13 protein-coding genes are annotated in these 12,859 nt (G+C 56.8%); 11 read left to right on the top strand and 2 right to left on the bottom strand.

Annotated features, from left to right (window positions below):
- Window positions 1-129 precede the first annotated feature (129 nt).
- Complete coding sequence (locus ACR0I1_RS02630) at window positions 130-1,500, top strand: class II 3-deoxy-7-phosphoheptulonate synthase (protein WP_223118039.1); 1,371 nt, start codon at window positions 130-132, stop codon at window positions 1,498-1,500.
- 55 nt (window positions 1,501-1,555) lie between these two features.
- On the opposite strand, the gene ACR0I1_RS02625 is transcribed toward ACR0I1_RS02630, so the two are convergent.
- Complete coding sequence (locus tag ACR0I1_RS02625) at window positions 1,556-2,227, bottom strand: PAS domain-containing protein (protein WP_480704848.1); 672 nt, start codon at window positions 2,225-2,227, stop codon at window positions 1,556-1,558.
- A 232-nt stretch (window positions 2,228-2,459) separates the two neighbouring features.
- On the opposite strand from ACR0I1_RS02625, the gene ACR0I1_RS02620 reads away from it, so the two are divergent.
- The 10 genes from ACR0I1_RS02620 to phoB all read left to right on the top strand — a co-directional run bounded on the left by ACR0I1_RS02620 (window position 2,460) and on the right by phoB (window position 11,889).
- Window positions 2,460-3,350 carry a YicC/YloC family endoribonuclease gene (locus ACR0I1_RS02620; protein WP_170625898.1) on the top strand — a complete coding sequence of 297 codons (891 nt, stop codon included), beginning with the start codon at window positions 2,460-2,462 and terminating at the stop codon, window positions 3,348-3,350.
- Window positions 3,351-3,365: 15 nt separating this feature from the next.
- Window positions 3,366-4,007: a guanylate kinase gene (gmk, locus tag ACR0I1_RS02615; protein WP_170421654.1), complete on the top strand. Its 642-nt coding sequence runs from the start codon at window positions 3,366-3,368 to the stop codon at window positions 4,005-4,007.
- Window positions 4,004-4,525, top strand: coding sequence for a gamma carbonic anhydrase family protein (locus ACR0I1_RS02610; protein ID WP_480704845.1), 522 nt, complete (start codon window positions 4,004-4,006; stop codon window positions 4,523-4,525). Before gmk ends, ACR0I1_RS02610 begins: the two co-directional genes overlap by 4 nt.
- 6 nt (window positions 4,526-4,531) lie before the next feature.
- A complete protein-coding gene (locus tag ACR0I1_RS02605; RefSeq protein WP_170625901.1) occupies window positions 4,532-5,563 on the top strand; it encodes an ATP-binding protein in 1,032 nt (343 codons plus the stop codon).
- Between the two features lie 181 nt (window positions 5,564-5,744).
- Window positions 5,745-6,785, top strand: a complete 1,041-nt coding sequence (locus ACR0I1_RS02600) for a substrate-binding domain-containing protein (RefSeq protein ID WP_170393061.1) — start codon at window positions 5,745-5,747, stop codon at window positions 6,783-6,785.
- Between the two features lie 88 nt (window positions 6,786-6,873).
- Window positions 6,874-8,346 (top strand): phosphate ABC transporter permease subunit PstC, encoded by a 1,473-nt coding sequence (gene pstC, locus ACR0I1_RS02595; protein ID WP_170732224.1) that lies wholly within the window; start codon window positions 6,874-6,876, stop codon window positions 8,344-8,346.
- Window positions 8,343-9,659: a phosphate ABC transporter permease PstA gene (gene pstA / locus ACR0I1_RS02590; protein WP_170393063.1), complete on the top strand. Its 1,317-nt coding sequence runs from the start codon at window positions 8,343-8,345 to the stop codon at window positions 9,657-9,659. Before pstC ends, pstA begins: the two co-directional genes overlap by 4 nt.
- 12 nt (window positions 9,660-9,671) lie before the next feature.
- Window positions 9,672-10,469: a phosphate ABC transporter ATP-binding protein PstB gene (pstB, locus tag ACR0I1_RS02585; RefSeq protein ID WP_170393064.1), complete on the top strand. Its 798-nt coding sequence runs from the start codon at window positions 9,672-9,674 to the stop codon at window positions 10,467-10,469.
- Window positions 10,470-10,485: 16 nt separating this feature from the next.
- Window positions 10,486-11,187, top strand: coding sequence for a phosphate signaling complex protein PhoU (phoU, locus tag ACR0I1_RS02580; protein ID WP_170393065.1), 702 nt, complete (start codon window positions 10,486-10,488; stop codon window positions 11,185-11,187).
- Between the two features lie 12 nt (window positions 11,188-11,199).
- On the top strand, window positions 11,200-11,889 hold the full coding sequence (gene phoB / locus ACR0I1_RS02575; RefSeq protein ID WP_170393066.1) for a phosphate regulon transcriptional regulator PhoB: 690 nt from the start codon (window positions 11,200-11,202) through the stop codon (window positions 11,887-11,889).
- On the opposite strand, the gene ACR0I1_RS02570 is transcribed toward phoB, so the two are convergent.
- Window positions 11,886-12,797, bottom strand: coding sequence for a LysR substrate-binding domain-containing protein (locus ACR0I1_RS02570; protein WP_480613540.1), 912 nt, complete (start codon window positions 12,795-12,797; stop codon window positions 11,886-11,888). The genes phoB and ACR0I1_RS02570 overlap by 4 nt on opposite strands.
- Window positions 12,798-12,859 lie beyond the last annotated feature (62 nt).

Below are 12,859 nucleotides of genomic sequence, written 5' to 3'. Positions count from 1 at the left end.
GGTGGCGGATATGCCAGTCACCATGCTCAAAGCTTGATTATGGCGTCAAGAGGCGCAAAAGGGATATGGCCTCTCATTCATGCATTTTGTATAGAGGCCACCTGAAATACTTCAGCGGAGATAAAAGCTATGACTGAATGGCAAAAAACGAACTGGCGCAACAAGCCCCGGGTTCAGATGCCAGACTATACCGACGCGGCCGCGCTGGCCAAAGTCGAGGCGCAGCTTTCGCAGTATCCCCCGCTGGTTTTTGCGGGTGAAGCGCGACGGCTGAAGCAGCATCTGGGAGCCGCGGGTCGTGGCGAAGCGTTCCTGTTGCAAGGCGGGGATTGCGCTGAAAGCTTTGAGCAGTTCAGCGCGGATGCGATCCGTGACACGTTCAAGGTGATGCTGCAGATGGCAATGGTGCTAACCTACGGCGCCAAGGTTCCCGTGGTTAAAGTTGGCCGCATGGCGGGCCAGTTTGCAAAACCGCGCAGTGCACCGACAGAGGTTGTGGACGGTGTGGAACTGCCCAGCTACCGCGGTGACATCATCAATGAGCTGGCCTTTACACCCGAGGCACGTATTCCGAATCCCGACAAGATGCTTCAGGCCTATACACAGGCGGCGGCAACACTGAATCTGCTGCGGGCGTTCTCGACCGGTGGTTTTGCGGATATGAGCCACGTGCATTCGTGGACGCTGGGTTTTGCCGACGGGCAAGACGTTCAGAAATACTCTGAGATCGCCGACCGCATTCAGGATTCGATTGACTTCATGGGGGCTGCGGGCATCACCGCAGATACCACACACGAATTCTCGTCGGTGGAATTCTACACCAGCCACGAAGGCCTGCTGCTTGAGTACGAAGAGGCGCTGACGCGTCTGGATTCGACATCTGGCAATTGGTTGGCTGGCTCGGGTCACATGATCTGGATCGGCGATCGGACCCGTCAGCCCGACGGTGCGCATGTCGAGTTCTGCCGGGGTGTTCTGAACCCGATTGGTCTGAAATGTGGCCCGACAACCAGTGCCGAAGACCTCAAGGTTCTGATGTCCAAGTTGAATCCAGAAAACGAAGAGGGGCGTCTGACTCTGATCGCGCGCTTTGGTGCAGGTAAAGCGGGTGAGCATCTGCCGCGTCTGGTCAAAGCCGTGAAGGAAGAGGGCGCACAGGTTACTTGGGTCTGCGATCCGATGCATGGCAACACGATCAAATCCGCGACCGGCTACAAGACCCGGCCGTTTGATTCCGTGCTGCGCGAAGTACGCGATTTCTTTGGCGTACATCAGGCTGAAGGCACGATCCCCGGTGGTGTTCATTTCGAGATGACAGGGCTGGATGTCACCGAATGCACCGGAGGTGTGCGCGCGGTGACAGAAGAGGATCTTTCGGATCGCTATCACACAGCTTGCGACCCGCGCCTGAACGCCTCGCAGTCGCTGGAACTTGCATTCCTTGTCGCGGAAGAACTGACCAACCTACGTCGTGACCGCAGCAAGCGCGCTGCAAGCTGACTTCGAATACATCCTGAATTAGTAAGACGGCGGGCCTCATGCCCGCCGTTTTCATTTAGTCGTCACGTGATGATACCAACCTTAGGTGCGGTGCCCCTTTGAACGTGGTCTGGTCTTCAGCGAACCCCTCTGTTTGCTGTTGGACAGGCCTCGGAGGCTGTTGCAGTTCAGAGATCGGGTTGACGCGGCGATCCGAGACAATGAAGCGACGCGGTGTTGCCCCGATGGTTCCATCGCTGACCATGACCCCAAGAATGCGGCTGACGTCGCCCAGATCGCTTTTAAGCGGCAGCAGGATCATGCGGGCCTGAAGGCTGGTTCGTCCGAGCTTGCCTTTCGAAAGCAAGCCCAGTTCGGCAACCGCGGGGCCGGTGAGGACTTGGTCCAGAATGGATTTGACATCATCGCGGGCGCTCGGTTCGAAAAAAGCCGTTAGAGGCATACCGCGAACTTCCATGCCCGCCAGATTGTTCAGGTGACTTCCCGCCAGCCGAAACCGGGCCAAACCCGGCGCGATGCGTTCCAGTATGAATGTGTATTCGAGAATATTCTCCAGGCCGCGCGGATCGATCTGCGAGCGCATCGGAACGCCTTCACCTGTCAGCAAGGCGGTCCAATAGGCTTCGGCCTGACGGATGGGAGAAAGGCTTCGCCCGCTGTCAAATCGGTCCATTGCGATGATCTTTCCAAGTTCTGAGCCGGAACCAGTCCCGAAAAAGGTTTTCATTTCATCACCCTACCGTCAATCACTCGCGATTTTCCTAAAATGCCATCTAATGGGCAAAGCTGCGATCCGCCAGCTTTTCTGACTGTCAGATTGACACGGGTTAATACAATTTTGGAGCAATTCTTTAACGAATGGTTAACCTCTTGGCATTGATTGGGGAATGAGCAAGGTCTTGCCCCTTGCTGGTCAATGGCATTAGGTGCGACCAGTGAATTTGACGGAAAGGGCAGGCATGATCAAATCCATGACCGGTTTCGCCTCGGGCAAGGGCGCGTTTGGTCCCCATAGCTGGACTTGGGAATTGCGCAGCGTCAATGGCAAGGGGCTGGATTTACGTCTGCGGCTTCCCGATTGGTTGACAGGGTTAGAGGCCGCGCTGAGAGGCGATCTGTCGAAGCAGGTCAACCGAGGGAACATCACGCTGTCCCTTCGGATGGGACGGGAAGAAACCGCCGCGGATGTCCGGTTGAATACCCCAGCGATGGAAGCTGCGCTGGATGCACTGGCCCAGACCGAAGCGCTTGCAGGCGCGCGGGGCGTATTGTTGGCTCCCTCCAAAGCCAGTGATCTTCTTGCGTTGAAAGGGATGTTGGAAGCCGGAGCTGACGCGGATGATCCAGCCCAACTTGTCGAGCACCTGAAATCTGAGTTCGGTGGCTTGCTTGCTTCATTCATTGAGATGCGCGGTTCCGAAGGTGAAGCACTGTCAGGCATTCTTACGGGACAACTCGACCAAGTCGCAAAGCTGACGGATCAGGCCGCTGATCTGGCCGAGCGTCGCCGCGAGGAAATGGCGCAAAACATGCGCGAAAATCTGACACGCGTTCTCGACAATACGCAAGGTGCGGACCCTGATCGCGTTGCACAAGAACTGGCCCTGATCGCGGTCAAGGCCGATATCACCGAAGAAATCGATCGTTTGAAGGCCCATGTCACTGCTGCGCGTGCCCTATTGACGCAAGACGGCCCGGTCGGGCGTAAGCTGGATTTCCTGATGCAGGAGTTCAACCGTGAGGCCAACACGCTCTGCTCGAAATCGCAGAATGCTGAACTGACGGCGGTTGGTTTGGAGCTAAAGGCGGTCATCGATCAGATGCGCGAGCAAGTGCAGAACGTGGAATAAGGACGGGAACATCACATGGCGGATCGCCGCGGTCTATTAATCATACTGTCCTCGCCTTCGGGTGCAGGTAAATCCACTCTGGCCCGCCGTTTGATGCGGTGGGATGTCGGTTTGGAATTCTCGATCTCGGCCACCACCCGCGCTCCGCGCCCGGGTGAGGAGCATGGCCGGGAGTACTACTTCCTATCCGAGGACGAGTTCAAACAGCAGGTGGCGGATGGGCAGATGCTGGAACACGCGCATGTGTTCGGCAACTTCTACGGCTCTCCTGCTGGACCGGTCCGCGAGTCCATCACACAGGGGCGTGATGTGCTTTTTGATGTCGATTGGCAGGGAGAAGTGCAGATCCGCAATTCGGATCTGGGCAAGCATGCGTTGTCGATTTTCATCCTCCCGCCCTCGATCCGTGAACTACGCCGCAGGCTGGAAGGGCGTGGGCAGGACAGTGAGGATGTGATCGCCAAGCGCATGTTGAAAAGCTGGGATGAGATCAGCCATTGGGGCTACTACGACTATGTTCTGATCAACGATGATTTGGATACCACCGAGGAAAAGCTGAAGACCATCGTCAGCGCAGAACGCATGCGTCGCATCCAACAGCCCAGCCTGCAGAACCACATCCGCTCGTTGCAGACCGAGTTCGAGGGCTTGTCATGACCATCTATGCTTTGGGTGATCACTCGCCGCAAATTCACGAAGACACCTGGGTAGCCCCCGACGCCAACCTGATCGGCAAAGTAGTCCTGGAACAAGGCGCTTCGGTCTGGTTCGGGTGCACCATCCGGGCCGATCACGAAGAAGTCCGTGTGGGCGCAGGCAGCAATGTGCAGGAAGACTGCGTGATGCACATCGATGCGGGCTATCCGCTGACCATTGGGAAGAACTGCACAATTGGTCACAAGGTCATGCTGCATGGTTGCACGATCGGAGACAATACGCTGATCGGTATGGGGGCTATCGTTCTAAACGGGGCGAATATCGGAAAGAACTGTCTGATCGGGGCGGGGGCGCTGATCACCGAAGGCAAAGAGGTTCCCGATAATTCGTTGGTCATGGGCTCGCCGGGCAAAGTTGTGCGGCAGCTTGATGAGGCGGCGGCCCAGAAACTAACGCTGAGTGCGCTGCACTATCAGGACAACATGCGCAAGTTTCGCCAAACATTGCGTCCGGTCTAAACGCGCATGACGGATACCCTGCTTGCCGAATTGGTTTCAGCCATTCCGATGCCCGCCGTGCTGGTTGGTCAGACCGAGCGTATTGTCGCCGCAAATAGCGAGGCGCGGACGCTTTTGGGACACGCAATCGAAGGCAGGCATTTTGCCACAATCCTGCGCCAGCCTCAGGTCATCGATGCCGTCGAACAATGCCTGCGCTCGAAGCAGCCCGGCAAAGCGCGGCATCTGTCCAATGATGGTGCTCAGGATACGACGTTTGAGGTGCAGTGCAGATTCGTCGGCGGGACCGAAGCGGTATTGGCAGTATTTCAGGATATCACGCATCTGGAACAGGCCGGTCAGATGCGGCGCGATTTCGTGGCCAATGTCAGCCATGAATTGCGCACGCCGCTAACGGCCTTGATGGGGTTTATCGAAACATTGCAAGGCCCCGCTCGCGACGACACGGCCGCCCGCGACCGCTTTCTTCAGATCATGGCGGATGAGGCCAATCGGATGAACCGGCTTGTGGGGGATTTGCTGTCGCTCAATCGGGTGGAAAGTGAAGAGCGGGTCAGACCCAAAGAGCCATTGGAACTGACAGGCTTGATTCAATCGACCTTAAACACTCTGCGACCGCTGACGGATGATGCCAGTGTTGTTGTTTCGTTGGATGCCCCAAACGAGTCGATCGAGATGGTCGGAGACAGCGATCAGCTTCGCCAGGTGATAACCAATCTCGTTGAAAACGCGATCAAATACGGGGGCAGCGGTGGCAAGGTCGGTGTGGTCGTAACCCTGTCTGAGCGGGATACGGCGATGCGCGGTCCTGCGGTACGGATCAAGATCATTGATCAAGGGCCCGGTATTGATGCCAAACACCTGCCCAGGTTGACCGAACGGTTCTATCGCGCAGACAGTCACCGCTCGCGCGAGTTGGGCGGAACCGGACTGGGGCTTGCGATCGTGAAGCATATCGTCAATCGCCATCGGGGCAGGTTGCGTGTGGAAAGTGAACCGGGGCAGGGAGCGACGTTTACGGTCATTCTACCACGCTAAGGTCGTGCCAAACGCAGGCTTTACTGGGGTGACGCATCGTCAAGTTAAGAAATTCTGAGAAATTCATGAGTTGTCATGAAACCGTTACATACCTGTCACAAAAGGCTTACGCAGGCGTCATAGTGCTGCGCTCAGATCATCATGGGGATGATCAGTACCCATCCTTTTCAAGGAGACTGAAATGTCCTTTGTAAAACTGTCGGCTTCTGCGCTGGCTATCGCTGCCGTCTCGGCAACCACTGCTGCTGCGCGTGACAACGTTCAAGTTGCTGGCTCTTCCACCGTTCTGCCTTATGCGTCAATCGTTGCAGAACTGTTCGGTGAAAATACCGACTTCCCCACACCGGTTGTTGAATCAGGCGGCTCGTCCGCCGGTCTGAAACGCTTCTGCGAAGGCGTCGGTGAAAACACGATCGACGTTGCAAACGCATCGCGTGCCATCCGTGAAAAAGAGATTAAAGCATGCGCCGAAAACGGTGTGACCGATATCATGGAAGTCCGCATCGGTTATGACGGCATCGTATTTGCAAGCCAGCAGTCGGGTCCTGCCTTCACGGCGTTTGAGCCTGCGGATATTTACAATGCCATCGGATCGAAAGTGATGAAAGATGGCGCGCTGGTCGACAACAGCTTCAACAGCTGGGCCGAGTTCAACGCTGACCTGCCGGATGTGGAAATCGCAATGTTCATCCCGGGCACCAAGCACGGCACCCGCGAAGTGTTCGAAGACAAAGTTCTGCTGGCAGGTTGTGAAGCGACGGGCGCGATGGAAGCCATGGTCGCGGGCGGCCTAAGCGAAGATGACGCCGAAGATGCATGCCTGGACGTGCGCACCGACGGCAAATCGGTCGATATCGACGGTGACTACACCGAAACTCTGGCCCGCATCGATACCAACACCAATGGTATCGGCGTGTTTGGTCTGGCGTTCTACGAGAACAACACCGACAAGTTGAAAGTGGCTACGATGGGTGGTATCGCACCGTCGACCGAGAGCATCGCGTCGGGTGAATACCCCGTCTCACGCCCGCTGTTTTTCTACGTCAAGAAAGCGCATATCGGCGTGATCCCCGGTCTGAAAGAATACGCCCAGTTCTTCACTCATGAAGAAATTGCTGGTCCCTCGGGCCCGCTGGCCAACTACGGTCTGGTTGCCGATCCTGAACTGGCAAAAACGCAGGACGCGATTGCCAACGAAGTAACCTTGGGTTCGGGCAGCTAATCCCTCACCCCGATTGAATTGACTGGGGGCGGCGTTTTCTGTCGCCCCCAATTTTTCCCTAATCCCGATCAAGACCTATGGGGGCGTCATGCCAATTCTTTGGCTCATTCTGATCGTGCTTGCGATCGCGGCAGTCGGATATGTTTTGGGGCGAATGCGCGCCTTGCAAAGTGCCGGAGGGGACAGCCGCAATCTGCATTCTCTGCCCTCGTTTTATGGCGCGAACGTCGCACTGAAAGTCATAGTTCCCGCCTTGGGTTTGTTGATCGTCTGGCTGCTGGTTCAGCCGCTCTACGTTAACTCTCAGATCTCGGAGATGGTTCCCGAAACGGCGATCAAGGAAGGATCGTCGCGCAGTCTTGTTATGGCCGAGGTGCGTCGGACCGCAAATGGTCTGGACAGTGCCGTTGCGCAGGGACATCTCACCGAAACGCTCGCACAGGATGCGCGGGCAGATATTTCCGAGATGACCCAAAAGTTGAAGGACGCGGGTCAAGTCGTAACCTCGGACATCACGCAGACGGTTTTGCATGCAGCTCAAGCCTATCGGGCGATAAATTCAACCGGTTACGCGATCATGTCCGTCGCTGTGATACTCGTCGCCTTGGCCGGTGCTGCGTTCAGTTGGTTACAGACGCATTCTGAATATCGTGCCCGCAATGTGGTTGAGCAGGGAATTCGTGTGATGCTGCTGGCGGCTGCGTCGATTGCGATCCTGACAACGGTCGGCATCGTCCTTTCGCTGGTTTTCAATACGTGGGAGTTCTTCAAGCTTTACCCGGCATCAGAATTCTTTTTCGGTACTACCTGGGCGCCCAGTTTCTCGGGCCGTGGTGGGGCATCAGATCTGGGTATCATCCCTTTGCTGTGGGGCACGTTCTATATCTCGTTGGTGGCGTTGTTGGTGGCCGTGCCAATCGGTCTTTTCGCTGCGATTTATCTCAGTGAGTACGCTTCTTCACGCGTGCGCTCGATCGCCAAACCAATGCTAGAAGTGCTGGCCGGTATCCCGACCATCGTTTACGGCCTTTTCGCTCTGCTGACGGTTGGCCCGCTGTTGCTGAGCGTGTTCGGGGATGATGGTTTGGGCTGGATGAAAGCCGGTACGGCGGTGATGACCGCCGGTCTTGTCATGGGCATCATGCTGATCCCGTTCGTTTCGTCGCTTTCCGACGACATCATCAACGCGGTGCCTCAGGCCATGCGTGATGGCTCTTACGGGCTGGGGGCCACACAATCCGAGACCATCCGGCAGGTCGTTTTGCCCGCAGCCTTGCCCGGGATCGTCGGTGCGATCTTGCTGGCAGCTTCGCGTGCAATTGGTGAGACCATGATCGTGGTTCTGGGGGCAGGGGCCGCTGCGCGTCTGGACCTGAACCCGTTCGAGGCCATGACCACCGTAACCGCCAAGATCGTCAGCCAGCTGACAGGCGACGCCGATTTCGCCTCGCCCGAGGCCCTCGTCGCCTTCGCGCTTGGCATGACACTGTTCATTCTCACGCTGGGGCTGAACGTTTTCGCCCTGTATATCGTGCGCAAGTATCGGGAGCAGTACGAATGACCGACGCCAGCATGCAAAACACCTCGACCTCGCTGACTGCATCCGATGCCCGGACCAAAAAACGCGCGGCTGCCGAAAAGCGTTTTCGCGCCTACGGGATCGTCGCTATCGCGACCGGACTGTTCTTTCTGATTGTGCTGTTTGCCTCAATCCTGTCGCAAGGCATCCCGGCCTTCCAGCGCACAGTTATCAGTTTAGAATTCACGCTGAGCGAAGCGCAGCGCGATGAAGCCGAAGGCACGATGTTCAAGACAAAGGCCTACTCCAATCTGTTCATTGCGGAACTGAATGAACAACTGGCCGAAAGTGGCATCACCGTGGATTTCGATCAGGATGCCATCGAGCGTCTGTTGGGCAAAATCGGCGGTACGATCCGGACCTTCTATGCCGATAATCCTAGCAAGCTGGGTGAGCCGATCATGTTCGATCTGGCGGCTTCAAGCCGTGTGGATGGCTACTTCAAGGGTCGGGTGTCTCGTGACACACTGCAGGACAGCCGCTTCCTGCAACTCAGCGATCTTGATCTGGTGGACGCGCTGAAAGAAGCGGGGATCATTAAACAGGCTTTCAACTGGCCGTTCATCACTGGTGCGGACTCGGGCGTGGATAACCCCGGTGGCGCGGGTATTGGTGCCTCGGTCGTCGGTTCGTTCTTCATGATGTTGGTGGTGCTGTGCCTGTCGCTGCCCATTGGGGTCGCCGCCTCGATCTATCTGGAAGAGTTTGCGCCGCAGAACAAATTTACCGACCTGATCGAGGTGAATATCTCGAACCTGGCCGCCGTTCCGTCCATCGTCTTCGGTATCCTGGGGCTGGCAGTGTTCATTCAATTCATGCACCTGCCGCAGTCGGCACCGCTGGTGGGTGGTCTGGTGCTGACGCTGATGACCCTGCCAACGATCATCATCTCGACCCGAGCCTCGCTAAAGGCGGTTCCCCCGTCTATCCGCGACGCGGCGTTGGGGGTAGGGGCCTCGAAGATGCAGGCCGTCTTCCACCACGTGCTGCCGTTGGCCGCGCCCGGTATCCTGACTGGTACCATCATTGGTTTGGCGCAGGCGCTGGGTGAAACTGCTCCGTTGCTGTTGATCGGCATGGTGGGCTTTGTCGCCCGAGGCTATCCCGATGGCTTTTTGGCGGGCTTCACCGAGCCGAACTCGGCCATGCCGGCACAGATCTACACCTGGGCCGCGCGTGCCGATGTGGGTTTTTACGAGAAAGCCTGGGGCGGCATCATCATCCTTTTGATGTTCCTGCTGACCATGAATATCATCGCTATCATCCTGCGCCGCCGCTTTGAACGCCGCTGGTAGGAGGGGTTTAAAATGAACGATATGACACGAGTGGAGAGAACCGTGGACTCCAAAGACATCAAGATCAACGCCAAGCAGGTTCAGGTCTACTACGGTGAGACCCACGCCATTAAGGACGTGAGCGTCGATATCGAAGACAAGACTGTGACGGCTTTCATCGGTCCCTCTGGCTGCGGTAAATCCACCTTCCTACGCTGTCTGAACCGGATGAACGACACAATCGACATTTGCCGGGTGCAGGGTGATATCCTGCTGGACGGTGAAGACATTTACGACAAGCGCGTCGATCCGGTACAGTTGCGTGCCAAGGTCGGCATGGTTTTTCAAAAACCGAACCCGTTCCCCAAATCGATCTATGACAACGTGGCTTACGGTCCGCGTATCCACGGCCTTGCCAAGAATAAGGCAGAACTGGATGAAATCGTAGAGAAATCTCTGCGTCGTGGTGCGATCTGGGATGAGGTCAAGGACCGTCTGGATGCCCCCGGTACCGGCCTTTCTGGTGGTCAGCAACAGCGTCTTTGCATCGCGCGCGCCGTAGCCACCGAGCCTGAGGTGCTATTGATGGACGAACCCTGTTCGGCGCTCGACCCAATCGCAACCGCGCAGGTCGAGGAACTGATTGACGAACTGCGTTCACGCTATTCAGTGGTGATCGTAACCCATTCGATGCAACAGGCCGCGCGGGTCAGTCAGAAGACAGCGTTTTTCCATCTGGGGAACTTGGTTGAGTTCGGCGAAACCGGGCAGATCTTCACCAACCCCGAAGATCCCCGAACCGAAAGTTACATCACCGGCCGGATTGGCTGAGCACAGGATAACTGCAATGAGCGAACAACATATTGCATCCGCGTTCGACCGCGACCTTGAGGCCATCCAAGCACACATCATGAAGATGGGTGGACTGGTCGAAGCCGCCATTATGGGCGCGGCCCGGTCGCTGGAGACCCGCGACGAAGAACTTGCAAATGAAGTGCGTCAAGGCGACAAGGCCATCGACGCACTGGAAGAACTGATTGACGAAGAGACCGCGCGCCTGATTGCCTTGCGTGCACCGACGGCCAGCGATTTGCGGCTGGTTCTGTCCGTTCTGAAGGTTGCGACCAACCTTGAACGGATTGGAGATTACTCCAAGAACATCGCCAAGCGAACGACCGTTCTGGTGAATGCCGGCGAAATCAACGGCAGTGCCGCCGCTCTGCGCCGAATGGCGCGCGAGGTCGAGCGGATGCTGCGCGACGCGCTAGATGCCTATATCCAGCGTGATGCTGAGCTGGCGCAGGACGTGATCGAACGGGATCTGGAAGTGGACCAGATGTATAACGGCCTGTTTCGCGAGTTCCTGACCTTCATGGCGGAGGATCCGCGCAATATCTCATCGTGCATGCACCTGCATTTCATCGCAAAAAATATCGAACGCATGGGCGATCACGTCACCGCCATTGCCGAGCAGGTCGTCTATCTCGTCACCGGCGAGAGACCCAGCGAAGCGCGCCCCAAAGCCGACAACACGTCGCAAACGATCTAGGAGATCTCAGTCATGTCCGCTGATCAACCGACGGTACTGGTTGTTGAGGATGAGTTGGCCCAAAGAGAGGTACTGGCCTATAATCTGGACGCCGAAGGGTTCCGGGTAATCCGTGCCGCTAATGGCGACGAAGCTTTGTTGCTGGTCGAAGAAGACCGCCCGGATATCATCGTTTTGGATTGGATGATGCCCAATCTGAGCGGTATCGAGGTTTGCCGCCGCCTGAAAACGCGGCCCGACACCCGATCAATTCCGATCATCATGCTGTCGGCGCGCTCGGAAGAGGTTGATAAAGTGCGCGGCCTTGAAACCGGTGCCGATGATTATGTGGTTAAGCCTTACTCGGTTGTCGAATTGATGGCGCGTGTACGGACACAATTGCGCAGAGTGCGTCCAGCGACCGTGGGCATCCGGTTGGAGTTTGACGATATCATATTGGACTCTGAGACCCACAAGGTAAGCCGCGACAACAAGCTGTTAAAACTGGGCCCGACCGAGTTCCGGTTGCTGAGCACATTCATGGAAAAGCCCGGCCGGGTCTGGAGCCGAGAGCAGTTGCTTGACCGCGTATGGGGCCGCGATATCTACGTCGACACGCGTACTGTTGATGTTCATATCGGTCGTCTGCGCAAAGCGTTGACTCAACATGGCGGCGAAGATCCGGTGCGAACGGTGCGCGGGGCAGGGTACGCGCTCGGCTAACGTGGCAGTGCTTCTTCGGTCTGGGCCTGAGAAGCAAGCCAGTGTCGAAACTCTCGCAATGATCCGTCATCCGATTTTTCGCGCGGCCAAACCAGATAATATGCCCCCATCGTCTCTATCGCGTCAGGGAAGGCTGCAACCAGCCTACCTGTCGCAAGGTCTTGTTCCACCAGATAGTTTGGCAACAGGGCAACACCCAGGCCGTGCAGCGCGGCTTGGTTGATGGTGTTGAACTGGTCGTGGACGGTGCCGGGCAGGGGATGCGGGTGCGTGACACCCATCTGTTGAAACCAGTCCTGCCAGGCGCGCGGTCGTGTCTGGATATGCAGCAGCGGCAGTTTTAGCAGATCGCGGGGTGAGGTCGGAGTGCCTTTGGGTAAAAGCTCGGGCGCGCAGACGGGCAAAACCCGCTCGACACTTAATAGCAAGCGATCAGTTCCGGGCCAATCAGGTTCCCCAAAATGTAAAGCCGCATCAAAGGGTTCCGAAGCAAAACTAAACGGTCGCAACCGCGTGGTCATGTTGATTGTGATATCCGGATGGCGGCGGGCGAAATCTGGCAGACGCGGTACCAGCCAGCGCATTCCAAATGTCGGCAGAATCGCCAGATTCAATGTCCCACCGACAGGGGAAATGTGCAGTTTCAGCGCCGCCTGCGCGATCTGAGACAAGGCTGGCCGAATTTCTTGTACATAGTCTTGTCCAGCCTTTGTCAGTGACAATCGCTTGCGATCACGGCTGACCAATTCTGCGTCCAAATGCGCTTCAAGCGTCTGCAGTTGCCGACTGACCGCGCTCTGCGTCAGTGCCATTTCATCCGCAACTGCCGAGGCTGACCCAAGGCGATCCAAAGCCTCAAGCGCGCGCAGCGCGGATATAGGCGGCAGGATAGGGCGCTTGGTGTCCATCTATGCGTTTTGATCATGAAACAATGCAAATGTCTCGCTGTTTTTCGAATATTACTCAGATT

The sequence above is a fragment of the Ruegeria sp. B11 genome (genome assembly GCF_056539785.1).
Note: the sequence above shows the minus strand (reverse complement) of the source record. Positions and strands in the feature narration are given on the sequence as shown.

What these genes read in the sequence shown, in the direction of transcription:
- ACR0I1_RS02630 (WP_223118039.1), top strand. Translation starts at nt 130, where the DNA reads ATGACTGAATGGCAAAAAACGAACTGGCGCAACAAGCCCCGGGTTCAG.
- ACR0I1_RS02625 (WP_480704848.1), bottom strand. Translation starts at nt 2,227, where the DNA reads ATGAAAACCTTTTTCGGGACTGGTTCCGGCTCAGAACTTGGAAAGATC.
- ACR0I1_RS02620 (WP_170625898.1), top strand. Translation starts at nt 2,460, where the DNA reads ATGATCAAATCCATGACCGGTTTCGCCTCGGGCAAGGGCGCGTTTGGT.
- gmk (WP_170421654.1), top strand. Translation starts at nt 3,366, where the DNA reads ATGGCGGATCGCCGCGGTCTATTAATCATACTGTCCTCGCCTTCGGGT.
- ACR0I1_RS02610 (WP_480704845.1), top strand. Translation starts at nt 4,004, where the DNA reads ATGACCATCTATGCTTTGGGTGATCACTCGCCGCAAATTCACGAAGAC.
- ACR0I1_RS02605 (WP_170625901.1), top strand. Translation starts at nt 4,532, where the DNA reads ATGACGGATACCCTGCTTGCCGAATTGGTTTCAGCCATTCCGATGCCC.
- ACR0I1_RS02600 (WP_170393061.1), top strand. Translation starts at nt 5,745, where the DNA reads ATGTCCTTTGTAAAACTGTCGGCTTCTGCGCTGGCTATCGCTGCCGTC.
- pstC (WP_170732224.1), top strand. Translation starts at nt 6,874, where the DNA reads ATGCCAATTCTTTGGCTCATTCTGATCGTGCTTGCGATCGCGGCAGTC.
- pstA (WP_170393063.1), top strand. Translation starts at nt 8,343, where the DNA reads ATGACCGACGCCAGCATGCAAAACACCTCGACCTCGCTGACTGCATCC.
- pstB (WP_170393064.1), top strand. Translation starts at nt 9,672, where the DNA reads ATGAACGATATGACACGAGTGGAGAGAACCGTGGACTCCAAAGACATC.
- phoU (WP_170393065.1), top strand. Translation starts at nt 10,486, where the DNA reads ATGAGCGAACAACATATTGCATCCGCGTTCGACCGCGACCTTGAGGCC.
- phoB (WP_170393066.1), top strand. Translation starts at nt 11,200, where the DNA reads ATGTCCGCTGATCAACCGACGGTACTGGTTGTTGAGGATGAGTTGGCC.
- ACR0I1_RS02570 (WP_480613540.1), bottom strand. Translation starts at nt 12,797, where the DNA reads ATGGACACCAAGCGCCCTATCCTGCCGCCTATATCCGCGCTGCGCGCG.